Source organism: Bacillus sp. URHA0034, from assembly GCF_056280405.1.
The window spans coordinates 1,297,597-1,319,191 of sequence record NZ_JBWCDK010000002.1 but is presented as its reverse complement, the minus strand read 5'-3'; the positions used below and the strand labels follow the sequence as shown (position 1 = coordinate 1,319,191).

Sequence of the window (21,595 nt, the reverse complement as noted above, 5' to 3'; positions counted from 1 at the left end):
TTGTTCTGATTTTCTATACTTCCATAATGATTGGTAAAATCATTGGTCTGCGTTTTGTCTTTTCATAAAGGAAAGGTGCAAGAGTATCTGTGATCTCATTCTTTATTTCAGACCATTGGCTCGTTTTTCGTTCCATCACTTTATTTAAGTGTTTGGTGATCAGGTTCTGAGCGTCATTTATTAAATCGCCAGATTCTCTCATGTAGACAAATCCCCGGGAAATAAGGTCAGGGCCTGATGAAATTTTAAATTCTTTCATATTGATACTAACTACCACAACCACTAATCCTTCTTCTGAAAGAATACGGCGGTCCCTTAAAACAATGTTTCCGATGTCACCCACGCCGCTTCCGTCAATATAGACTGAACCGGAAGGGATTTTTCCAGCAACTTGTGCTGTACAATCAGATAAAGCGAGTACTTCACCATTGTCCATAATAAAACAATTTTCTTCCTCAACCCCGCAATCAACAGCGAGTTTGGCATGCATTTTTTGCATCCGATATTCACCGTGGATAGGCATAAAGAATTTAGGCTTAATCAAGCGCAGCATTAATTTTTGTTCTTCTTGTCCACCGTGTCCGGAAGTATGAATATTACTTAACTTACCATGGATCACTTCTGCGCCGGCGCGGTACAACATATTTATCGTCCTGCTAACGCTAATGGTGTTCCCTGGAATCGGAGAAGACGAGAAGACCACCGTATCACCAGGAATAATTTGAATTTGTCTGTGGGTTCCATTTGCAATCCTAGATAGTGCTGCCATTGGTTCACCCTGACTGCCTGTACAAAGTATTGTCACTTTATCAGCAGGTAATCTGTTAATTTGATTTGATTCGATAAATGTCTCTTTAGGGGCCATAATATAGCCTAACTCAAGTCCGATATTAATAGCTGCTTCCATGCTCCGGCCAAACACAGCAACTTTTCGTCCGTTCACAACGGCTGCTTCTACTACTTGCTGTAGTCTGTGAATGTTGGATGCAAAGGTTGCAAAGATAATCCGGCCATCCACTTTTCTGAAAATATCTTGGATACTTTCACCCACACGGCGCTCGGACATTGTGAAATCAGGAATTTCACTGTTAGTACTATCCGAGAGTAAGCACAGAACCCCTTCTTTGCCTATTTCAGCCATTTTGGTTAAATTAGCAGGTTCGCCTACGGGGGTAAAATCAAATTTAAAGTCACCTGTATGAACTATTTGGCCTGGAGGGGTTTTTACAACAATACCATAGGAATCAGGAATACTGTGGGTGGTCCGGAAAAACGTAACGGATGTTTTGCGGAACTTAATGATATCGTCTTCTTTAATTTCAATCAGTTTAGCATTTCGTAATAATCCGTGCTCTTCTAATTTATTTTTAATTAACCCAAGGGCCAGTTTGCCGCCATAAATCGGAATATTTATTTCACGAAGTAAATAAGGGATACCGCCAATATGGTCTTCGTGTCCGTGGGTTACAAATAATCCTTTGATTTTTTCTTCATTTTTAACTAAATAGGTGTAATCTGGGATAACATAATCGATTCCTAATAATTCATCCTCCGGGAATTTAATACCGGCATCGATTAATATAATTTCATCTTGGAACTGAACTGCATAGGTGTTTTTGCCTATTTCACCTAAACCACCCAAGGCAAAAACAGCAGTTTGATCATTTTTGACAAATTTCATAAATTATCCAATCTCCAATACTTTAAAGTCTTCATTTTGTTGTTCGTATTCTAAATAAGCTCCTTTAACTTCTTGTACATGTTCCACATTAAAACCGCGGTCAGCAATTTTTTTTCGTACATCTCTTACCGATTCACCTTCAACAAAGATGGTTTTAGTGTTTTCTCTAACGGGAACTTCTGTAACTTTTTCTTGATAATACACTTTAAATACCATGACAAATTCGCTCCTTACTGAATCATAACTTTTTATATTATATAAAATATTTTCATCTTTTTCATTTATTTTCTTTGGGGACTCCGTGGACTATATATGAAAAGTATGTAAATTTAAATCATATTACTACAATTTACAATAATGAAGGAGCCCTTCGCAAGTTTGAAGGGCCCTTGAATAAATTAGGCAATAGATTTTTTTCTAAGTAAATCGTTCCACTGTTTTAAGAGCTTCTTTCTTAGCTTCTTTAACATAGTGGATCATCTCCTTACCTTTATTTTATACGAACCTTGTCCAAAGTAAAGCAGGCTATGGCAGATAATTGAAATTTTTTTACCGTAGATATTTTTTTACTATTATTATATGAGGAAAATAGGTATTCTTTCATGGTATAAGATGGAAGAATATTGAACAAAAAAACACCGGCCTAATGGAAAGGCCAGTGTCTTATCTTTCTATGGGGATTGCTCCTTCGACCGGTTTTAAAGGATCCTTTTTATCGATATAGTCATAAAACATGATGCCATTAAGGTGGTCAATTTCATGCTGGAAACAGATTGCCGGCAGACCTTTCAGACGAAGTTTGACTTCCTCACCCTCAAGAGTTACTCCTTTTACAGTAATCCGGGCATACCTTGGAACATATCCCGGAATAGCTTCATCAACAGACAAGCAGCCTTCCCCGGACTGAAGGTAGGCCTTCTCAACTGAATGACTGACGATCTTGGGGTTAAATAAAGCATAGCTGTATAAAGTTCCTTTATCATCTGTGAGATGTACGGCAATCATTCTTTTTGACACGTTTATTTGCGGAGCAGCTAAACCAATCCCTGGACGAAGGCTATATCTTGTAGCAATTTCACTGTTTTGACTGTTTATTACGTATTCTAAAAGACTGGCTAAGATTTGTTTATCCTCTTCGGATGGCGGCAGGACTACCTCCGCTGCTACTTTTCGAAGGGTAGGATGCCCGTCTCGAATGATATCCTCCATTGTTAACATGAACATTCACTCCTAAAGTTCCATAAAGTTAAGTCACCAGCATTAGTCTATCAAACAATAGACAAAATGTTAATAAGTGTTTACTTTTGAATTTTGCTTGTCTAATGGTGATTAGGATATTGTCAAACAAACTTTATACCGATATAGTAGGAATTGCAGAAGTAAGGAGGTTGGAAATTGTTACTCAAAGGAAGAAGCACCATTCTCTTAATAGTCGTGGCAATAATTTTCACTTTGTCAGGATGTACACAAAAAAAGACCCCGCCTGAGAAAATGTATGATGTCTTAGAAAATGTTGTCAATAAGGAAAAGGTATTTGATGAACAGCAAGAACCATTAGTTGCTTTAGAAAAACAAGAAAAGGCTGTATATGACCAAATTATAAAACAAGGTATGAAAGAATATGATCAGATTGTCAAACTTTCTGATGAAGCTCTTGCCTTAGCAGATAAACGAAAAGAGCACCTAGAGAAAGAAACGACAAGCCTAAAAGAATCAGAACAGGAATTTTCAAAAGTTGCTGATCTTAAAGAGCAAATAGAGGACCCTGGACTAAAGAAATTGGCTAATGATCTTTATGGTATTATGATGAAAAGATATGAAGCACATAGAGATTTGTATAAGCAATACTCTGAGGCTCTCCAATATGATAAACAATTATATCAAATGTTTAAAAATAAAAATCTACCCTTAGAGGATCTTGAGGCTCAAATTAATAAGCTGAATGAATCATATAAAATGGTATACGCTGCAAATGAGCAATTTAATAAATATACGGAACAATATAATGAAAAAAAACTTTCATTTTATAAAAAGGCAGGACTAAAAACTAAGTGAAGAAGAATGATCTTGAATCGGCTGATTAACAGCCGATTTTTTCTATATTATAACAAGTGTCTAAATTGTGACATTATATATAACAGTTTGCGTGATTTAGTGATACAGTTACTCGGTAAAGTTGATTTTAAATATAAGTTATTGAATGAAAAATAATGAAACTTAGTATTTGACGACATAAAGTAAAAGTTGTAAACTCAGAAGTGTGATAAAAGTTGTACTAATGATGTTACATAAAATAGTGATACAGAATAATATGTTATGGAAAAAGAACTTTCGTTTTTTCTTACCTTTTCTGTGAGACACTAGTTCATAGTATGTATCCATCCCAATCAAGGCCGTCAAACCTTATGTAATATCGAAATAGATGAACCAAATACAAGATGTTTAATCGCAATTTTTGGGTAATCTAAAATAGTGGATTTTTTAAAAATAGGCCCTAAAAAGAAAGGAAGAGATGACATAATGGCTTCTAAACTTAAGAATGCCCAGCTTGATGCCAACAAAGCACTCGAAGCTGTAGAAGAACAATTTCAAACACTTCAAATCCTTAATGAACAAGGTGAGGTTGTCAACGAAGCGGCAATGCCTGACCTTACTGATGAACAGCTTCAAGAATTAATGCGCCGGATGGTTTACACTAGAATTCTAGATCAGCGTTCTATTTCTTTAAACCGTCAAGGAAGATTAGGTTTCTATGCTCCAACAGCTGGGCAAGAAGCATCACAGCTTGCTTCACAATTTGCGCTTGAAACTGAAGACTTTATCCTTCCTGGATATCGTGATGTGCCGCAAATCGTTTGGCATGGCCTCCCATTATCACAAGCATTTTTATGGTCTAGAGGACATTTCCAAGGTATGAATATCCCTGAAGGTGTAAACGTACTTCATCCTCAAATTATCATTGGTGCTCAGTATGTTCAAACTGCTGGGGTAGCACTAGGTATGAAGAAGCGCGGTACTAAGGCTGTTGCAATTACCTATACAGGTGATGGTGGAACATCACAAGGGGATTTCTATGAAGGAATCAACTTTGCAGGGGCATACAAAGCTCCAGCTATCTTTGTTATTCAAAATAACCAATTTGCGATTTCAACACCACGTGAAAAGCAAACAGCAGCAAAAACATTAGCGCAAAAAGCTGTTGCTGCTGGTATTCCTGGTATCGTGGTAGATGGTATGGATCCATTAGCAGTTTATGCGGCAACTCGCGAAGCACGCGTACGTGCAATTAATGGCGAAGGTCCTACTCTAATTGAAACTTTAACTTACCGTTATGGTCCACATACAATGGCTGGGGATGACCCAACTCGTTACCGTACAGCAGATCTTGATAATGAGTGGGAAAAGAAGGATCCACTTGTCCGTTTCCGTAAGTTCCTTGAAAACAAGGGATTATGGAGTGAAGAAAAAGAAACAGAAGTAATTGAGCAAGCAAAAGAAGATATTAAAGAAGCTCTTAAACAAGCTGATGCAGCACCTAAACAAAAGGTAACTGATTTAATGTCTATTATGTATGAAGAAATGCCTGATACTTTAAAAGAGCAATATGAATTATATAAAGAAAAGGAGTCGAAGTAAGCCATGGCTCAAATGACAATGATTCAAGCAATAACAGATGCATTACGTACGGAATTGCGTAATGATCCGAATGTATTAGTTTTCGGTGAAGACGTAGGCGTAAACGGTGGTGTATTCCGTGCAACTGAAGGGTTGCACCAAGAATTTGGTGAAGATCGCGTATTTGACACGCCCCTTGCTGAATCAGGAATTGGCGGTTTAGCAGTAGGTCTAAGTTTACAAGGCTTCCGCCCTGTTCCGGAAATTCAATTTTTTGGTTTCGTGTTTGAAGTAATGGATTCCATTGCTGGTCAATTAGCTCGTCAACGTTATCGTTCAGGTGGAAGATACAGTGCTCCGGTTACCATTCGCTCGCCATTTGGCGGAGGCGTACATACTCCTGATATGCACGCGGACAGCTTAGAAGGCCTTATGGCTCAAACTCCTGGAGTCAAGGTAGTTATTCCATCCACTCCATATGATGCAAAAGGACTTCTTATTTCTGCAATTCGTGATAATGATCCGGTTATTTTCCTTGAGCATATGAAACTGTACCGTTCTTTCCGTCAAGAGGTTCCTGAAGAGGAATACACTATCCCACTAGGGAAAGCTGAAGTGAAGCGTGAAGGAACTGATGTATCCATTATTACTTACGGTGCAATGGTTCATGAGTCATTAAAAGCAGCGGAAGAATTAGAAAAAGAAGGATATTCTGCAGAGGTTATTGACTTACGTACTGTAAGCCCAATTGATATTGAGACAATTATTGCTTCGGTTGAGAAAACTGGTCGTGCGATCGTTGTTCAAGAAGCGCAAAAACAAGCAGGTGTTGCTGCACATGTTGTTGCTGAAATTAATGATCGTGCTATTTTAAGCTTGGAGGCACCTGTATTACGTGTTGCTGCACCAGATACAGTATTCCCATTCCCACAAGCGGAATCAGTATGGCTTCCTAACTACAAGGATGTTCTCGAAACTGCTAAAAAAGTATTAACTTTTTAATAACAACTATTTTATATGGGAAAAGTATTTTCTTTTCCCATCCTTAGGTAATTGACTAAAATATATGAATAATAGGAGATGAATCTCTGTGTCATTTCAATTTAAAATGCCGGATATTGGTGAAGGTATTCACGAAGGTGAAATCGTCAAATGGTTTGTAAAGCCAGGTGATAAGGTCCAAGAAGATGATGTCCTATGTGAAATTCAAAATGATAAAGCTGTAGTTGAAATTCCATCCCCAGTAGAGGGTACTGTTCAAGAAGTATTAGTTGGAGAAGGAACGGTAGCGACAGTTGGTCAAGTTCTAGTTACATTTGATGCTCCAGGATATGAAAACTTACAATTTAAAGGCGATGATCATGCCGAAGAAGCACCAAAACAAGCTGAGGCTCCAGCAGCTCCTGCACAAGAAGCGGCAGCTCCAGCAGCTCAAAGTGTACCACAAGCTGAAGTAGATCCAAATCGTCGTATTATTGCTATGCCTTCTGTCCGTAAATATGCACGTGAAAAAGGTGTAGAAATTCGTCTGGTAGCTGGTACTGGTGAAAACGGACGTGTACTTAAAAACGATATTGATGCTTTCTTAAGCGGCGGCGCAGCTGCTCCAGCTCAAGAAGTGACAGCACCGGCTGCTGCAGAAGCTAAGGCAGAAGCTCCAAAAGCTGCAACACCAATTCCACAAGGCGAATATCCAGAAACACGTGAAAAAATGAGCGGTATTCGTAAGGCAATTGCTAAGGCAATGGTTAATTCTAAGCACACTGCTCCGCACGTTACATTAATGGACGAAATCGATGTAACGAAACTTGTTGCACACCGTAAGAAGTTTAAAGAAGTAGCGGCTGCAAAAGGAATTAAACTAACCTTCTTACCATATGTGGTAAAGGCATTGACTAGTGCATTAAGAGAGTTCCCTGTATTAAATACTTCTCTTGACGATGCAACAAACGAGATCATTCATAAGCATTATTACAACATTGGTATTGCTGCCGACACTGAAAAAGGTTTGTTAGTTCCAGTTGTAAAAGACGCTGACCGCAAGTCTGTGTTTACCATTTCTAATGAAATTAACGAATTAGCTGGTAAAGCACGTGAAGGTAAACTTGCTCCAAATGAAATGAAGGGTGCTTCTTGCACAATTTCAAACATTGGATCAGCTGGCGGCCAATGGTTTACTCCAGTAATTAACCATCCTGAAGTGGCTATTTTAGGCGTAGGTCGAATTGCTGAAAAACCTATCGTCCGCAACGGTGAAATTGTAGCGGCACCAGTATTAGCATTATCTTTAAGCTTTGACCACCGCATGATTGATGGTGCGACTGCTCAAAATGCTATGAATCATATCAAACGTTTATTAAACGATCCAGAACTATTGTTAATGGAGGCGTAAGAAAATGGTAGTTGGAGATTTCCCAATTGAAACAGATACTATAGTCATCGGTGCGGGTCCTGGAGGATATGTTGCAGCTATCCGTGCTGCTCAGTTAGGACAAAAAGTAACGATTGTTGAAAAAGAATATGTTGGCGGCGTATGTCTAAACGTCGGTTGTATTCCTTCCAAGGCCTTGATTGCTGCTGGACACCGTTATGAAACAGCAGTTCATTCTGAGTCCTTTGGTATCACAGCTGAAAATGTAAAAGTCGACTTTTCAAAAGTACAAGAATTTAAAAGTGGTATTGTTAAAAAGTTAACTGGCGGTGTTGAAGGCCTTTTAAAAGGAAATAAGGTTAACATCGTTCGTGGTGAGGCGTTTTTTGTTGATGCCAATACACTTCGTGTAATGGATGAAAATTCCGCTCAGACTTATACATTTAAAAATGCCATTATTGCAACTGGTTCTCGTCCAATTGAATTGCCAGCTTTTAAATATTCTAAACGTGTTCTTAATTCAACAGGCGCTCTAAATTTAAACGAAGTCCCTGAAAAAATCGTTGTAATCGGCGGTGGCGTTATTGGGATCGAACTTGGCGGTGCCTATGCAAACTTTGGCAGTCAGGTTACCATCTTAGAAGGTGCTGACGAAATTTTAGGTCTTGGCGTATTTGATAAGCAAATGGCTTCACTTGTTAAGCGCACAATGAAGAAACGTGGTGCAGAATTCTTTACAAATGCATTGGCTAAGGGTGTAGAAGAAACTGAAAATGGTGTAGTTGTAACCTTTGAAACAAAAGGTGAAGAGAAGAAAGTCGAAGCTGACTATGTATTTGTCATGGTTGGCCGCCGTCCAAATACAGACGAAATGGGCTTAGAGCAAGCGGGTGTTAAATTAAGCGAACGTGGTTTGATTGAAATTGACAAACAATGCCGTACCAATGTCAGCAATATTTATGCGATTGGTGATGTAGTTGCAGGCCCTCAATTAGCTCATAAGGCTTCTTATGAAGCGAAAATTGCTGCGGAAGCAATCGCTGGGCATCCTTCTGAAATTGATTATTTAGGTATTCCTGCTGTAGTATTCTCAGACCCTGAATTGGCTTCTGTTGGATACACTGAGGCACAAGCTAAAGAAGAAGGAATCCAAGTCATCGCTGCGAAATTCCCATTTGCTGCAAATGGCCGTGCGTTATCACTAGACAGCAGTGACGGTTTCATGAAATTAATCACTCGCAAAGAAGATGGGGTCGTTATTGGTGCACAAATTGCTGGAGCAAGTGCTTCAGATATGATTGCTGAACTAGGCTTAGCAATTGAAACTGGTATGACAGCAGAGGATTTAGCACTTACTATCCATGCTCACCCAACTCTTGGAGAAATCACAATGGAAGCAGCTGAAGTTGCTCTAGGTACTCCAATTCATATTATAAAATAATCTTTAAAAAAGTCCTTTCCTGTAATGGGGAAGGACTATTTTCATTAAGAGCGAATTTATCTAGTAGATAAGGCATTAAATGTGAGGAGGTCGGTAAAAGATTTCCGAAAATTATCTCTAACAATTTGAAATGAAACATATATTTTAAACACTACCTCGAAAAACCACAATCATTACGAAACAGTAACCCAAAAAGAACATTGTATTTTGCGTGGTGATAAAATGAAGGCTTATCTAGTGATCATTTTACAATTTATTATTTGGAGCGGATATACATTCATTGAATGGCTGTCAAAGCATGATCAACTCATTTATAAAGTAATCATGTTTTTTGTATTCTTTTACCTGGCATTCATGCTAGGGAATTATGTCACCAAATCGCGGCGAAAAACGCTGTTTATTACTGCCCTGAGCTTATTGCTCTATACATCAATCCATTATACGCTGGCTCTTTTTGTTCACTAAAAAAGACCCCTTTGATATAGGAGTCTTTTTCTGTGTTATTTTCTTGGATAATAGTACATGATTCTTTCGTTAAATAAGTGGAGCTCTCCTTGCAGTTTTTTTGCAAGAAATTTGCAAAATTCATTCGCTTTTCCTTTATCTCCATGTGTCGATTGTTCAGGTAATGTAACTTGTATGTATTGCTGCTCTCTTTCTGTGCGATCTTCCTCTATTACTGTTTCCTTATCAACACCAATTAAAATTGCATTGTAGCGTTCATGGTCAGAATGCAAATAAAATGCCTTTCCTTTCGTACCTTCCGTTTCTTTTATTTCATAAGGAAATGCAGATTCTCCATACTGCCAATTCAATTGGTCACCCGTTTTTGCCGTTATATTTTTATAGTAATGAAATAATTCCTTTACATCTTCAATTGTGATCGTTTGTTTTCCGGATGAGGGCACGAGTTTAATAAATGCATTTACAGCCATCACCATTCCCCCTTTTTCGTTCATGTTCTATGCAATTCTATTCTAGCACTGATTAAAAAGTACTGACAACATTAAATACATTAAATAAATTAGCAATTGTTCTATTTATTATATGGATAGCAATAAAATGTTCAAAAAGGTCTTTTATTATAAAAAAATATTTAATGTGACATACAAATTAAGCTTGAAAAGTTAAATGTGATATATTATTATTGAGTTAAGGATATTAGAAAGCGTTTTAAATTTATCATCATTCAATAAGAAAAGGGGATTGAACAAATGGGTACTATTGTATGCCAAACATGTAATTCTACTATTGATCATTTTGAAGATGAAAAAGTTACAGTGCTCTATTCTAAAGGTAATTGCTGCGAAGACCACAAACACGACGAAGAAATATAATAAGACAAAATAAAAAGGATTCCATTACTGGAATCCCATTCTGTTGATAAAGTCACTTGTCAATGGACAAAGTGTCAAAATTTTTTTACAATCTCCTCACAATCATTATTGTAGAGGAGGTTTTTTTTATGCTTTTCTCTTACACTCCACAAGAAGTGGAACAAAATAGAGCCTTTTATCTTTAAGCTTATAATCCTTCACACAAATTGGTTGAAATTGACAAGGTTATGGACTGGTTTCATCTTTTTGAGAAGCTGAAAAAGTACTACCCTAAGCCAAATGGCCGTCCTTCAGCTGATCCTGTTATATTAATCAAAATCCTCATGATTCAGAAATTGGAAGGCTTCCGTTCGGTTCGTCTTACTTGTGAACACGTCCAACAGAACATGACATACCGATGGTTTCTGGGGATTTCCCCCTTTCAAAAAGTGCCAGACCATTCCACCATTTCAAAATTTCTGTGGAAACGCCTTGGTGGTCCGCAGTTTTGGCTGAATCTTTTTAATCGGCATTTGCTTGAGATTAACCGGGAGGGGTTTTTGTCGCTGGAAACATGGGCAGCTAATGAAACTGAATTAAAAGCAAATGCGAATAAGAGAATTCGTGAGTCCGAAAATGTAGATATGGCTATTGAAGAAGATGAGGAAGACCTTAAAGTCATCAATGATTTCAGGAACCGGTACGGCAAGAAACCACTCAAAGCGAAAGAGGTAAAGAGGAATATATAAAAGAAAAATAAATCCCCTGTTGACCCCGATGCGGCATTATCCGTAAAGCACGATGAACGTGGACGGTTCGCATACTTTGAACACCGTATTGTGGATACCCTCCACAACTTTATTATTGGAACCGAGGTGACCGCTGCCAATGTGCCCGGCCATAAGATTCTCCTGTCCCAGTTGGATTCCTTACGGAATTTGTTTGTAGCTACTGTAAGGAAATAGCCCTTGACGCCGGATACCATAATGCCAAATTGGCCCAAGGATTGTTTGAGCGAAAGATATTTACTTATATCTCATATCGGCGTCCGTCAACGAAGGAACATCCACAATGTCGCAAGACAAAGTTCCGGAAAGTGAGAGAGGATCTTTACAGCTGCCCTTGTGGCGTCCCGTTTTATTATAAAACAACGACCCGGCAGGGATATCATGAGTTTAAGCCTCCGAAAGGAGGATGTAATGGTTGTCCGTTTGCCAAAAAACCTGGGGAAGACCGGACTCTCCGAATATCAATTCATCAGGGAATATATGATAAGTTGCACGAACAACGGTTATCGTACCGGGGAAAAATATTAAAGCTGGTTCGACCAGCTACCATTGAATTAAGTTTTGCGCATAGTAAAGAACTCCACGGTTTACGCTATGCGTGTTACCGTGGAGCCCAAAAAGTGATGACACAAGTTTTGATGACTGCCATCATTCAAAACTTGAAAAAGTGGACCATACTCCGCTCGTTACAGAATATTGGTCTACACCTCACATATAAAATGATAGACGATGCGGATGAACGATTCAATTTACTATATTAAAAAAGAGAGAAATTCCTGAGAGTTCTCAGGAATTTTCTTGACGATGTTGTTTTTCAACACTATGGGATTCCATTACTGGAATCCTATTTTTTTGCTTCTATTGAATCGCTTTATATTCTTTTATCACTCGGATTGTTTTAATCTCATCATCTTCAGGACCTTGAACAGGCAAGCCGGCTTCAAGGTTTTCACGAATGTAATGCAGATTTTCTTTGGTGATAATTTCACCTGGAATGAAAATCGGAATACCAGGGGGATAAACCATTATAAACTCTGCAATAATCCGGCCTTCAGATTCTTCCATTGGAACAACCTCTGTTTCCGCATAAAATGCATCTCTCGGTGTTAGTGCAAGGACCGGGATTTCAGGGAGGAGAACTTTTAATGGTATAATCTGCCCAACACGATGCTCACATTCGATGGCAAGCTCACTTAATGCATTGACTAGAAGGTCCCCTTCAGCGTCGGTATCCCCTAGGGAAATGATGCACAGGATGTTATAAAGGTCTGATAGTTCTACCTCAATATTATGTTTTTCTCTAAGCCATTTTTCCACTTCATAACCGGTTAAGCCTAGATTTTTAACCGAAATAATTAGTTTAGTCGGGTCATAATCAAAAGTCGCTTTCGAACCAAGGATCTCTTCACCAACACAATGAATGTGGTCGATTTCATTAATTCTCTTCCGAATAGATTGGGATAACTTTATGGTTTTGTCAATTAACTCTTTGCCCTTTGTTGCAAGCTGCTTACGCGCTACATCCAGTGAAGCAAGCAGCAAATACGATGTTGAGGTAGTTGTAAGCATGCTTAAAATGGATTGAACGTGCTTTGCCGAGACAAGTCCTTCTCGTACATTAAGAATCGAGCTCTGGGTCATAGAGCCACCCAATTTATGAACACTAGTCGCTGCCATGTCTGCCCCTGCCTGCATAGCTGAAAGCGGCAGTTGATCATGGAAATGGATATGGACACCATGGGCTTCATCGACAAGTACAGGAACATGATGAGAGTGAGCTATTTCCACAATTTTCTTTAAGTCTGCAGAAATTCCGAAGTAAGTAGGATTTATCACTAAAACTGCTTTTGCATCAGGGTGCTGTTTTAAGGCTTTTTCCACTGAATCAGTTGTAATGCCATGTGAGATACCTAAATCTTTATCAATTTCGGGATGGATAAAAACTGGAATGGCCCCAGAAAAAACAATCGCTGACATAATTGATTTATGAACATTCCTTGGGACTATAATTTTATCGTCAGGTCCGCAAACCGCCATGATCATTGCAATAATTGCGCCGCTGGTTCCCTGAACGGAAAAAAAGGTGCGATCCGCTCCAAAGGCTTCGGCTGCTAAATCCTGAGCCTGTTTGATGATTCCCTTTGGCTGATGTAAATCATCAAGAGGTCCGATATTAATTAGGTCTATGGACAAAGCATTATCACCAATAAATTGGCGGAATTCTGTATCCATTCCAGCGCCTTTTTTATGGCCGGGAATGTGGAATTGAATTGGTTTTTTTTTCGCATGTGCTACTAAACCGCTAAATAACGGTGTTTGTTCTTGTGACAATGGTAAATACACCTCTTTATAAAAAATGCTCGGATTATTCGTCTTTATTCGACATAAAACAAAGGAATTATAGCATTATTCCTTTGTATTTTAAAGGATTTAAATTTAACTTTACTGATAAATTTTGCCTAACGTTAGTTTCCCTTAAAAGAAAGGAAAATTAACCTTTGAAGACGAATAAACAAAATAATAAACGTGAAGGAGGAGTTCAAATGAATTGGCATACACGAATTACCGATCTATTAAATATTCAGTTTCCGATTATCCAAGGAGGGTTGGCATATTTAGCATATTCAGATTTAGCTGCTGCTGTATCAAACGCAGGAGGTCTTGGTCAAATTACGGCTATGTCACTTGCCAATCCTGAATTGCTTAGAGCTGAGATAAGAAAAGTAAAAAAATTAACGAATAAGCCATTTGGGGTTAATTTTGCTATTGGACAGCAAGGAAGACCATTTTCAGATTTCCTTCAAGTTGCCATCGATGAAAAGGTACCAGTAGTTTCGATGACTGGCGGAAATCCAACTCCTATCTTTGAACAATTAAAGGGTACAGATATTAAAACCCTTGTACTCGTAGCTGCAAGGAGACAGGCAATAAAGGCAGAGGAGCTGGGGGCCGATGCGGTAATGGTTGTTGGACAGGAAGGCGGTGGACATCTGGGCAGGGACGATATTGGAACTTTTGTTTTAATACCTCAAGTAGTAGATGCTGTGTCTATCCCTGTGATTGCGTCTGGAGGAATAGGTGATGGAAGGGGCTTAATGGCTGCCCTGAGTTTAGGGGCAGAAGGTATTGAAATGGGGACTAGATTTATCGCAACAAAGGAGTGTGTACACGCACATGAGGTGTACAAACGAGCGTTGGTGGAAGGAACCGAATGTGATACAGTCGTCATCAAACGAACCATAGGGGCACCTGGCAGAGCCATTGCAAACAAATGGACAGACAAAATCCTCGAGATAGAGGGAGATCATGGTGATTATCAACAGCTCAAAGACTTTATAAGTGGAAGTGCTAATAAACGGTACATATACGATGGGGAGACAGCAGGTGGGTTTGCTTGGGCAGGGCAGGTTATGGGTCTTATAAAAGATGTGCCGACAGTCGCTGAACTCTTTACCCGAATGGTAAATCAGGCCGAACAAATTCGTGCAAAATGGGGAGAATAGAGGTATCATACACATTAGCATAGAAAAGCAGGTGATTGTATGGAATATCAGTACCCCATTGATTACAGTTGGTCGACGGAAGAAATTGTCGATGTGATTAAATTTTTTGAATCCATTGAGAAGGCATATGAAAAAGGGATTGAACGAGATGAGGTTATGAAGGCCTATCGTCGGTTCAAAGAGATTGTTCCGAGCAAAGCAGAGGAAAAAACGCTTTGTGGAGAATTCGAAGAAATTAGTGGGTATTCTTCGTATCGGACCATTAAAAAAGCAAAAGAGGCCTCCACTGGAGATAAAATTATTATGAAATAAAGAAGAAACTCCCGTCGTTACCGTCGGGAGTTTCTTCTTTATTTCATATTTTGGGCAATTTTATAAAGCGGTGCGACTTTAGTAAACACCTCTTCAATTTGTTCTAATAAACCATCCGCCCCTAATTCAATCACTTTGTCACGATCAATTGTATAACCACATAATAATTCAGCCTTTTTAATGGTCTTCAATCGCTCGAATTGAGCAAGTAGGTCTGCTTTAGTTAATTGTTGATGTTTAATTGTATCTGGCTTGGTATGGTCTAAAGACCATGAAAACTCTTTTGGTATTTCCTTGTGAATTTTTCCTGATTTTTTGATGAAGCGCTCACCGATTACCTCTTTTTGCGGTGCTTCATAAATGACAGCAAACCAAATAAATAAATGTGTATTCCATAATCCAATTTGGAAATGTGGGAGCATTTTATAGCCGCGTGGATTATTGGCAAAGGCTACCCAGGTATCCTTTGGCGGATTAATCGTTCGTCGTGCATGTTTGGCCACATGGATGAACATTTCATCTCCCGTTAGAGCGGATATCGTTGGTTCGAAGTATTCACCTAATTGCTCAAGTTTCGGGCGAACTGTATTTTTTAAAGCTTCCATTCGTGCTTCTAATCCATCTATTAGAAATACATTAAAATCCTCAGTTGTAAAGCCGCCGAAATCCATTTTGTTACCTCCAACAATTGTTTGTCAATTATTGTAGCATAAGAAAGAAAAACGAAGAAGTTTGTTGCTCGTATAGGTTAATGCACATATTTGTTGCAACATATCTAGGCGGCTCATATTATACAGTAAAACAAATAATCAGAAAAATTAGTAAAAAATGAAAGGGGGAAGTGGTAGTGAAGCAGCTAATGAATACATCTCTAAAAAAAGCAAGTGAAAAAGAAAAGACAGCGGTATTAAGATTAGAAATGGATTATGAATTGGCCACATTATTCGAGGCAATTGAAGAGAAGAATGAAAAGAAAATGAAAGAGTGCAAGCAAAAATTAGAAAAAATCCGCCTGGAATTATTACGTTTAAAGGCTTTTTGATCGATTTATAATCTAAGGAGTATACAGATGGAATGAACCATGCAGAGATAATATATCTATATCGCTTGTTTTGAACGAACTCCAAATGGGATGAGGGGAGTTCGTTTATTATTGTGTGCTTATGTGTGATGAGTTGAACGATAATCGCTAAAAGTTGCTGTGTAAGCTCAATTTGATTAAGCTAGAAGTACATCAAATCATAAAACGTGCATCATACTACATACATTGAAATAAATGCAGGAATGGAGGAACGCTATGAATTGGGAAACCATAGATGCCCACGCAAAACAATGGGTTAAAGAAGCAGGAGAAAAAATCCGTTTATCCTTTGAGTCCAAGTTAAACATTGAAACGAAATCAAATCCCAATGATTTAGTTACAAATATTGACAAAGAAATTGAACAATTCTTTATCCATCATATTAGAGCAATTTATCCTGAACATAAAATAATGGGTGAAGAGGGTTTTGGAGATGAACTTCAAGACCTTGGAGGGATTGTTTGGTTAATTGATCCGATTGACGGAACGATGAATTTTATACACCAGCAACGGAATTTTGCCATTTCTATCGGTATATATGAAGATGGGGTAGGTAAAATTGGCTTGATTTATGATGTAGTCCATGATGAGTTGTACCACGCATTTCGTGGAAAAGGTGCTTACATAAATGGAAAACCTATACCAATGCTCAAAGAAGCAGCCATTAAGGAATCCATTCTAGCTATTAATGCCACATGGGTTATTGAAAATAAAAGAATTGATCACAATTTAATGATTCCGTTAGTGCGAGATGCTAGGGGGACGAGATCGTATGGAACAGCTGCACTTGAAATGGTATTTTTAGCGGCAGGCAGGGTAGATGCCTATTTTTCAATGAGGCTTGCACCATGGGATTTTGCCGCAGGTGCAGTTATTATTGAAGAGCTTGGTGGAGTGGTAACAAATTTAAGAGGGGAAAAACTTGATTTTCTCTCAAGAGATTCCTTGTTCGCAGCAAAACCAGGGCTTCACCAGACTATTTTAAAGGAATATTTAAAAGGCGGTCAATGGTAGTCAGATTGGTTGGCAGCTAAGTAAGCAATAAAAAAAGAAGCCCGGGTCCACCGAGCTTCTTTTATAATTCTCCATTCTCACGCATTTTTCTTTTGGTTTTAAAACCCATCCCCATAATAACAACCACAGCTGCAATACAGCCTACGCCCCCAATTACGCTGTGTTCACTAATTGATATTCCGATTCCGACAATACTTGCTGCCGCGAGGATTGCATAAAAAAGTAAAGGCCATTTCACATTGTTCATCAGCACATACCCCTTCTTCTTATCACGTTTTAGCTTGTTTATTTATATATTACATAAAATCATTTTAGGTTTCCACTTTAAATGTGGTATAATGTTTTAGTTGTATATGAAAAACTATAATTATAAATAATTTTATGGATAAAGGTAGGAGTGGAAATTTTTGAATATAAGAAATGATATACGTAATATAGCGATTATTGCGCACGTTGACCACGGTAAAACGACATTGGTGGATCAACTGCTAAAACAATCTGGAACGTTTCGTACAAATGAGCATGTAGAAGAACGTGCCATGGATTCAAATGATTTAGAGAGAGAGCGTGGAATCACGATCCTTGCTAAAAATACCGCTATTCAATATAAAGATACTCGTATCAACATTTTGGATACACCGGGACACGCTGACTTCGGCGGTGAAGTAGAACGAATCATGAAGATGGTTGATGGGGTTTTACTGGTTGTTGATGCCTATGAAGGCTGTATGCCGCAAACACGTTTTGTATTAAAAAAGGCTTTGGAACAAAACTTAACACCAATTGTAGTCGTCAATAAAATTGACCGTGATTTTGCCCGTCCGTTAGAAGTAATTGATGAAGTTCTTGATTTATTCATCGAGCTCGGAGCAAACGAAGACCAACTTGAGTTCCCGGTCATTTATGCATCGGCAATTAATGGGACTGCAAGTACTGACCCTGAAAAACAGGACGAAAATATGCAGTCATTATATGATGCCGTTGTCGAACATATCCCTGCACCAGTGGATAATAGTGATGAGCCGCTTCAATTCCAAGTAGCCCTTCTTGATTACAATGATTATGTAGGCCGGATTGGAATCGGTCGTGTCTTCCGCGGGACGATGAAGGTTGGACAGCAGGTAGCCTTAATGAAGATAGATGGGTCTGTTAAGCAGTTCCGCGTTACTAAAATTTTTGGATTCTTTGGCTTAAAGCGTCAAGAAATTGAAGAAGCAAAAGCCGGAGACCTGATTGCCGTTTCTGGTATGGAGGACATTAATGTCGGTGAAACGGTTTGTCCTGTAGAACATCAAGAAGCTCTGCCAATCTTACGAATTGATGAACCTACCTTACAAATGACATTTGTAGTTAATAACAGTCCATTTGCTGGTAGAGAAGGTAAGTATTTGACTTCTAGAAAGATTGAAGAAAGACTCCGTTCTCAGTTGCAGACAGATGTCAGCTTACGGGTAGATAATACAGATTCACCAGATGCATGGATTGTTTCAGGCCGTGGTGAACTACATTTATCTATTCTAATCGAAAATATGCGTCGTGAAGGTTATGAACTTCAAGTTTCTAAACCAGAAGTAATTGTAAAAGAAATTGATGGCGTACGTTGTGAGCCTGTAGAACGTGTTCAAATTGATGTTCCTGAAGAGCATACAGGTGCCGTTATGGAATCAATTGGAGCCCGCAAAGGTGAAATGCTTGATATGATTAATAATGGCTCAGGTCAAGTGCGCTTAATCTTTAATGTGCCTGCGCGTGGTTTAATTGGTTATACAACAGAATTTTTAACAATGACTCGCGGTTATGGAATTATTAATCACACGTTTGACAGTTACCAGCCTATGCTTCAAGGACAAGTCGGTGGAAGACGCCAAGGCGTTCTAGTCTCAATGGAATCAGGAAAAGCTTCTACTTATGGAATTATGCAGGTTGAGGACCGTGGAACAATCTTCGTTGAACCTGGTACTGATATTTATGAAGGAATGATCGTTGGAGAGCACACTCGTGAAAACGACATTACTGTAAATATCACAAAGGTAAAGCATGCAACTAATATTCGTTCTGCAAACAAGGATCAAACGTCTGTCATTAAAAAACCTAGGATTATGACATTAGAAGAATCATTAGAATACTTAAATGACGATGAATATTGTGAAGTCACACCCGAATCAATTCGTTTAAGAAAGAAAATTCTTGATAAAAATGAACGGGAAAGAATGGCTAAAAAGAAAAAATATGCTGAATTGAGTTAACTATTGAGAGGTGCAAACCCGTGGAAGAATTAAGATCTTTCTCGCCCAGTTTAAGATTCTTTATTGAACTTACGAACGATATTCAAACTGGTGTTATTTTACAATATATCTTTATTGTTATTTTATCAGTTATTGTTTATCGTTTAGGTTTTGCAAAAAAGCTGCCCCTTGGCAAAAATATTGTGATCTATTTCAGCCTTTGTATTGGATGCTTAATGTTGTTGTTTTTCTCCTACGCATTACCAATTGCGGAAGGGTTAGGTGTTGCGGCGGTATTATTAATCATTTATAAATTCCGTCTCCATCAATCGAAAAAGCAGGCGAATAGTGAAGCAGCAGGGGGGGAATAGAATGCAATCCCTACAGGATGCACTATATAATTGGCTCACAATAAAAGTGGTTTGTGATGCCCGCCCTGATGACAAAGCAGCGATTGAAACACGGGAATTCTTTGAGGAAATGCTCACTTCACAGCATTCTGTCTCTAATATCGAAATAACAAAAGATGATCTGATGTATTATATTTCGTATCAACAGGGAGAGGAAACGAAAAAGGGTCGTTATCCCCGCGAATTAATTGAAATCATGATCAATCAAATTAACCAAGAGCCCGAAAAGTATAAGGACTATCCGAATGATTAAAACTGCAGTCCTAGAGCTGCAGCAGTAAGTTTAAAATAAAAAACGCTTGTATACGTTGATATACAAGCGTTTTTTTATTGGATTCATTAACTTATAATCACCATTCATCCTTATCAGATTTCGGACGGTATAAGCGGAAATTACCTGAATGCATTCGTGCATTGGTTTTGTCGGCAATTCTAACACTGCAGTCATTACACATATATGTATGAATGGGACGATTCCGAAGTCGTTTAGCAATTAATGATTCATCGTCTATAGGTTCTATCTTATCGCAAATTACACATTTTACTCTCATTCAAGCACCTCTTTCATTCTTCTTTCGAATAACAGAATGTTTTGTATTATAGTATACCATGACAATACGACTACGGGTAAATCAATTGGTTAGAGTTGATGAAAAATAGGGATAGTAGTAATATGAGAATATCTGTTTTTTAAAGGAATGATTAAAGGGGTTGTGTAAAAATGGCAAATCAAGTCGAACCAAAACTAATCCAGCCATTATTTGATGAACTGCAAAAAGAGCGATTCGTCACTTTGGCAACGATTGATTATGAAACAGGCGGTCCTAACGTGAGTGCAATATCCTGGGTGCTGGCTAAAGACGAAGGAACCATCTATTTTGCGGTCGATAATCGTTCTAGAATATTAGAGAATATCAATAAAAATAATCAAGTTGTGATTAATTTAATTGCAAATGAATCTACATACTCGATTCAAGGGCAAGCGCACGTTAAAGAAGAACGATTACCAGATGTTCCATTGAAATTGGCAATGGTAGAAGTCTCGATTACTGAAGTCAGAGACGTTATGTTTTACGGATCGAAAATTGTGACAGAAGTTCAGTATGATAAAACCTATGATAAGAAAGCGGCTGAGAGGCTTGATAATCAAGTCATGGAGGCAATGAAAAAAGCTTAGTGAAAACTAAGCTTTTTTATCTGATTGTTAAATTTGCATTTGTTACTTATAGTGATTCGATTGGTCCTCTTGCTCTTTATTGAGTTTCTTTTCTTCATTCCCCTTAAGTTTATGGTCCGGTTTTTCAGTTGCGTTTTTTGGACTTGGTGTGATTAAATCGCCAGGTACTTCAGGTATTAATCGCCCTGCGACATCTGCGAGTTCCTCCATAATTCCTTGTATTGGCCTGCCTTTTTTAATATCCGCTTGTATTTCCCGTAAACGCTGATTCGTGTCGGCATCTGCCACAACAATCGCTTTGGCCCCATACGGATCCTTTCTTAAACTTTCTGCAACAGAATACTTAATGGATCCAACCTGTGAACGATCAATCTTGGCATTAACATCAATGCCAACAATGGCATATTTCCCTAAAACTACTGCCGTTGCATCCGACACGTTTGGAATACTAGTTGCAAGCCCAACGAGACGTTTGGAAATTTCCTGCCCGGACTTCCGGTCTACATGGTTAATATAACTGTTCTTAACGTTCACTAGTTGATTGCCGTTATTGGCATTCTCCTTTTTGTCCGTGGTGCTGCAGCCTGTTAATAGTAAACTGATGGCTGTTATTAAAAGAAATTTTTTCATTATTATCCACCTCCAAGATGACTAATTAATG

At 38.5% G+C, this 21,595-nt stretch carries 25 protein-coding genes; 16 read left to right on the top strand and 9 right to left on the bottom strand.

Annotated features, from left to right (window positions below; genetic code table 11):
* Positions 1 to 13 precede the first annotated feature (13 nt).
* From rnjA to def, 3 genes are all read right to left on the bottom strand, one after another.
* The gene (gene rnjA, locus ACZ9EE_RS08450; protein ID WP_476026180.1) at positions 14 to 1,681 is read right to left on the bottom strand and encodes a ribonuclease J1; all 1,668 of its coding nucleotides are present in this window, start codon (positions 1,679 to 1,681) and stop codon (positions 14 to 16) included.
* Positions 1,682 to 1,684: 3 nt separating this feature from the next.
* Entirely contained in the window at positions 1,685 to 1,897 is a 213-nt protein-coding gene (locus tag ACZ9EE_RS08445; RefSeq protein WP_476026179.1) for a DNA-dependent RNA polymerase subunit epsilon, read from the bottom strand.
* A gap of 447 nt (positions 1,898 to 2,344) precedes the next feature.
* Complete coding sequence (gene def, locus ACZ9EE_RS08440; protein ID WP_476026178.1) at positions 2,345 to 2,899, bottom strand: peptide deformylase; 555 nt, start codon at positions 2,897 to 2,899, stop codon at positions 2,345 to 2,347.
* A gap of 177 nt (positions 2,900 to 3,076) precedes the next feature.
* On the opposite strand from def, the gene ACZ9EE_RS08435 reads away from it, so the two are divergent.
* The 5 genes from ACZ9EE_RS08435 to lpdA all read left to right on the top strand — a co-directional run bounded on the left by ACZ9EE_RS08435 (position 3,077) and on the right by lpdA (position 9,108).
* Positions 3,077 to 3,736, top strand: a complete 660-nt coding sequence (locus ACZ9EE_RS08435) for a YkyA family protein (protein ID WP_476026177.1) — start codon at positions 3,077 to 3,079, stop codon at positions 3,734 to 3,736.
* A gap of 465 nt (positions 3,737 to 4,201) precedes the next feature.
* Positions 4,202 to 5,317, top strand: coding sequence for a pyruvate dehydrogenase (acetyl-transferring) E1 component subunit alpha (pdhA, locus tag ACZ9EE_RS08430; protein WP_476026176.1), 1,116 nt, complete (start codon positions 4,202 to 4,204; stop codon positions 5,315 to 5,317).
* 3 nt (positions 5,318 to 5,320) lie between these two features.
* Positions 5,321 to 6,298: an alpha-ketoacid dehydrogenase subunit beta gene (locus ACZ9EE_RS08425; RefSeq protein ID WP_476026175.1), complete on the top strand. Its 978-nt coding sequence runs from the start codon at positions 5,321 to 5,323 to the stop codon at positions 6,296 to 6,298.
* A gap of 88 nt (positions 6,299 to 6,386) precedes the next feature.
* Positions 6,387 to 7,688, top strand: a complete 1,302-nt coding sequence (locus tag ACZ9EE_RS08420) for a dihydrolipoamide acetyltransferase family protein (RefSeq protein ID WP_476026174.1) — start codon at positions 6,387 to 6,389, stop codon at positions 7,686 to 7,688.
* 4 nt (positions 7,689 to 7,692) lie between these two features.
* A complete protein-coding gene (gene lpdA, locus ACZ9EE_RS08415; RefSeq protein ID WP_476026173.1) occupies positions 7,693 to 9,108 on the top strand; it encodes a dihydrolipoyl dehydrogenase in 1,416 nt (471 codons plus the stop codon).
* Between the two features lie 500 nt (positions 9,109 to 9,608).
* On the opposite strand, the gene ACZ9EE_RS08410 is transcribed toward lpdA, so the two are convergent.
* The gene (locus tag ACZ9EE_RS08410; protein WP_476026172.1) at positions 9,609 to 10,043 is read right to left on the bottom strand and encodes a DUF1885 family protein; all 435 of its coding nucleotides are present in this window, start codon (positions 10,041 to 10,043) and stop codon (positions 9,609 to 9,611) included.
* A 279-nt stretch (positions 10,044 to 10,322) separates the two neighbouring features.
* On the opposite strand from ACZ9EE_RS08410, the gene ACZ9EE_RS08405 reads away from it, so the two are divergent.
* From ACZ9EE_RS08405 to ACZ9EE_RS08395, 3 genes are all read left to right on the top strand, one after another.
* Positions 10,323 to 10,445, top strand: coding sequence for a GapA-binding peptide SR1P (locus tag ACZ9EE_RS08405; protein ID WP_476026171.1), 123 nt, complete (start codon positions 10,323 to 10,325; stop codon positions 10,443 to 10,445).
* 206 nt (positions 10,446 to 10,651) lie between these two features.
* Entirely contained in the window at positions 10,652 to 11,173 is a 522-nt protein-coding gene (locus ACZ9EE_RS08400; protein ID WP_476026170.1) for a transposase, read from the top strand.
* A gap of 347 nt (positions 11,174 to 11,520) precedes the next feature.
* A complete protein-coding gene (locus ACZ9EE_RS08395; RefSeq protein ID WP_476026169.1) occupies positions 11,521 to 11,973 on the top strand; it encodes a transposase in 453 nt (150 codons plus the stop codon).
* Between the two features lie 97 nt (positions 11,974 to 12,070).
* Here the strand turns inward: ACZ9EE_RS08395 and ACZ9EE_RS08390 are convergent, their stop codons facing one another.
* On the bottom strand, positions 12,071 to 13,543 hold the full coding sequence (locus ACZ9EE_RS08390) for an aminotransferase class I/II-fold pyridoxal phosphate-dependent enzyme (RefSeq protein ID WP_476026168.1): 1,473 nt from the start codon (positions 13,541 to 13,543) through the stop codon (positions 12,071 to 12,073).
* A 212-nt stretch (positions 13,544 to 13,755) separates the two neighbouring features.
* Here ACZ9EE_RS08390 and ACZ9EE_RS08385 point away from each other — a divergent pair, with 212 nt between their 5' ends.
* Together ACZ9EE_RS08385 and ACZ9EE_RS08380 are read left to right on the top strand one after the other, a co-directional pair.
* Positions 13,756 to 14,715 (top strand): NAD(P)H-dependent flavin oxidoreductase, encoded by a 960-nt coding sequence (locus tag ACZ9EE_RS08385; RefSeq protein WP_476026167.1) that lies wholly within the window; start codon positions 13,756 to 13,758, stop codon positions 14,713 to 14,715.
* 39 nt (positions 14,716 to 14,754) lie between these two features.
* On the top strand, positions 14,755 to 15,027 hold the full coding sequence (locus ACZ9EE_RS08380; RefSeq protein ID WP_476026166.1) for a UPF0223 family protein: 273 nt from the start codon (positions 14,755 to 14,757) through the stop codon (positions 15,025 to 15,027).
* Between the two features lie 38 nt (positions 15,028 to 15,065).
* Here ACZ9EE_RS08380 and ACZ9EE_RS08375 read toward each other — a convergent pair whose 3' ends face one another.
* Positions 15,066 to 15,698, bottom strand: a complete 633-nt coding sequence (locus tag ACZ9EE_RS08375) for a YktB family protein (protein WP_476026165.1) — start codon at positions 15,696 to 15,698, stop codon at positions 15,066 to 15,068.
* A 176-nt stretch (positions 15,699 to 15,874) separates the two neighbouring features.
* Between ACZ9EE_RS08375 and ACZ9EE_RS08370 the strand changes: the two genes are divergently transcribed.
* Positions 15,875 to 16,069, top strand: a complete 195-nt coding sequence (locus tag ACZ9EE_RS08370) for a hypothetical protein (RefSeq protein ID WP_476026164.1) — start codon at positions 15,875 to 15,877, stop codon at positions 16,067 to 16,069.
* Between the two features lie 255 nt (positions 16,070 to 16,324).
* Entirely contained in the window at positions 16,325 to 17,122 is a 798-nt protein-coding gene (locus ACZ9EE_RS08365; RefSeq protein WP_476026163.1) for an inositol monophosphatase family protein, read from the top strand.
* A gap of 61 nt (positions 17,123 to 17,183) precedes the next feature.
* Here ACZ9EE_RS08365 and ACZ9EE_RS08360 read toward each other — a convergent pair whose 3' ends face one another.
* On the bottom strand, positions 17,184 to 17,369 hold the full coding sequence (locus tag ACZ9EE_RS08360) for a YlaF family protein (protein ID WP_476026162.1): 186 nt from the start codon (positions 17,367 to 17,369) through the stop codon (positions 17,184 to 17,186).
* Between the two features lie 160 nt (positions 17,370 to 17,529).
* Here ACZ9EE_RS08360 and typA point away from each other — a divergent pair, with 160 nt between their 5' ends.
* From typA to ACZ9EE_RS08345, 3 genes are read left to right on the top strand one after another with little or no spacing between them, the layout of a single operon-like run.
* Entirely contained in the window at positions 17,530 to 19,368 is a 1,839-nt protein-coding gene (typA, locus tag ACZ9EE_RS08355; protein WP_476026161.1) for a translational GTPase TypA, read from the top strand.
* Between the two features lie 20 nt (positions 19,369 to 19,388).
* A complete protein-coding gene (locus tag ACZ9EE_RS08350; RefSeq protein WP_476026160.1) occupies positions 19,389 to 19,718 on the top strand; it encodes a YlaH-like family protein in 330 nt (109 codons plus the stop codon).
* 1 nt (position 19,719) lies between these two features.
* Complete coding sequence (locus ACZ9EE_RS08345; protein WP_476026159.1) at positions 19,720 to 20,010, top strand: hypothetical protein; 291 nt, start codon at positions 19,720 to 19,722, stop codon at positions 20,008 to 20,010.
* A gap of 97 nt (positions 20,011 to 20,107) precedes the next feature.
* On the opposite strand, the gene ACZ9EE_RS08340 is transcribed toward ACZ9EE_RS08345, so the two are convergent.
* On the bottom strand, positions 20,108 to 20,308 hold the full coding sequence (locus ACZ9EE_RS08340; RefSeq protein WP_476026158.1) for a YlaI family protein: 201 nt from the start codon (positions 20,306 to 20,308) through the stop codon (positions 20,108 to 20,110).
* A 170-nt stretch (positions 20,309 to 20,478) separates the two neighbouring features.
* Between ACZ9EE_RS08340 and ACZ9EE_RS08335 the strand changes: the two genes are divergently transcribed.
* On the top strand, positions 20,479 to 20,934 hold the full coding sequence (locus tag ACZ9EE_RS08335; protein ID WP_476026157.1) for a pyridoxamine 5'-phosphate oxidase family protein: 456 nt from the start codon (positions 20,479 to 20,481) through the stop codon (positions 20,932 to 20,934).
* Positions 20,935 to 20,976: 42 nt separating this feature from the next.
* Here the strand turns inward: ACZ9EE_RS08335 and ACZ9EE_RS08330 are convergent, their stop codons facing one another.
* Positions 20,977 to 21,564: a YhcN/YlaJ family sporulation lipoprotein gene (locus tag ACZ9EE_RS08330; protein ID WP_476026156.1), complete on the bottom strand. Its 588-nt coding sequence runs from the start codon at positions 21,562 to 21,564 to the stop codon at positions 20,977 to 20,979.
* Between the last annotated feature and the right edge of the window lie 31 nt (positions 21,565 to 21,595).

Coding starts and splice junctions, on each gene's coding strand:
- ACZ9EE_RS08330 (WP_476026156.1), bottom strand. CDS start 21,564: ATGAAAAAATTTCTTTTAATAACAGCCATCAGTTTACTATTAACAGGC.
- ACZ9EE_RS08335 (WP_476026157.1), top strand. CDS start 20,479: ATGGCAAATCAAGTCGAACCAAAACTAATCCAGCCATTATTTGATGAA.
- ACZ9EE_RS08365 (WP_476026163.1), top strand. CDS start 16,325: ATGAATTGGGAAACCATAGATGCCCACGCAAAACAATGGGTTAAAGAA.
- ACZ9EE_RS08445 (WP_476026179.1), bottom strand. CDS start 1,897: ATGGTATTTAAAGTGTATTATCAAGAAAAAGTTACAGAAGTTCCCGTT.
- ACZ9EE_RS08405 (WP_476026171.1), top strand. CDS start 10,323: ATGGGTACTATTGTATGCCAAACATGTAATTCTACTATTGATCATTTT.
- def (WP_476026178.1), bottom strand. CDS start 2,899: ATGTTAACAATGGAGGATATCATTCGAGACGGGCATCCTACCCTTCGA.
- ACZ9EE_RS08380 (WP_476026166.1), top strand. CDS start 14,755: ATGGAATATCAGTACCCCATTGATTACAGTTGGTCGACGGAAGAAATT.
- ACZ9EE_RS08425 (WP_476026175.1), top strand. CDS start 5,321: ATGGCTCAAATGACAATGATTCAAGCAATAACAGATGCATTACGTACG.
- ACZ9EE_RS08345 (WP_476026159.1), top strand. CDS start 19,720: ATGCAATCCCTACAGGATGCACTATATAATTGGCTCACAATAAAAGTG.
- ACZ9EE_RS08375 (WP_476026165.1), bottom strand. CDS start 15,698: ATGGATTTCGGCGGCTTTACAACTGAGGATTTTAATGTATTTCTAATA.
- ACZ9EE_RS08385 (WP_476026167.1), top strand. CDS start 13,756: ATGAATTGGCATACACGAATTACCGATCTATTAAATATTCAGTTTCCG.
- ACZ9EE_RS08360 (WP_476026162.1), bottom strand. CDS start 17,369: ATGAACAATGTGAAATGGCCTTTACTTTTTTATGCAATCCTCGCGGCA.
- pdhA (WP_476026176.1), top strand. CDS start 4,202: ATGGCTTCTAAACTTAAGAATGCCCAGCTTGATGCCAACAAAGCACTC.
- rnjA (WP_476026180.1), bottom strand. CDS start 1,681: ATGAAATTTGTCAAAAATGATCAAACTGCTGTTTTTGCCTTGGGTGGT.
- ACZ9EE_RS08410 (WP_476026172.1), bottom strand. CDS start 10,043: ATGGCTGTAAATGCATTTATTAAACTCGTGCCCTCATCCGGAAAACAA.
- lpdA (WP_476026173.1), top strand. CDS start 7,693: ATGGTAGTTGGAGATTTCCCAATTGAAACAGATACTATAGTCATCGGT.
- ACZ9EE_RS08340 (WP_476026158.1), bottom strand. CDS start 20,308: ATGAGAGTAAAATGTGTAATTTGCGATAAGATAGAACCTATAGACGAT.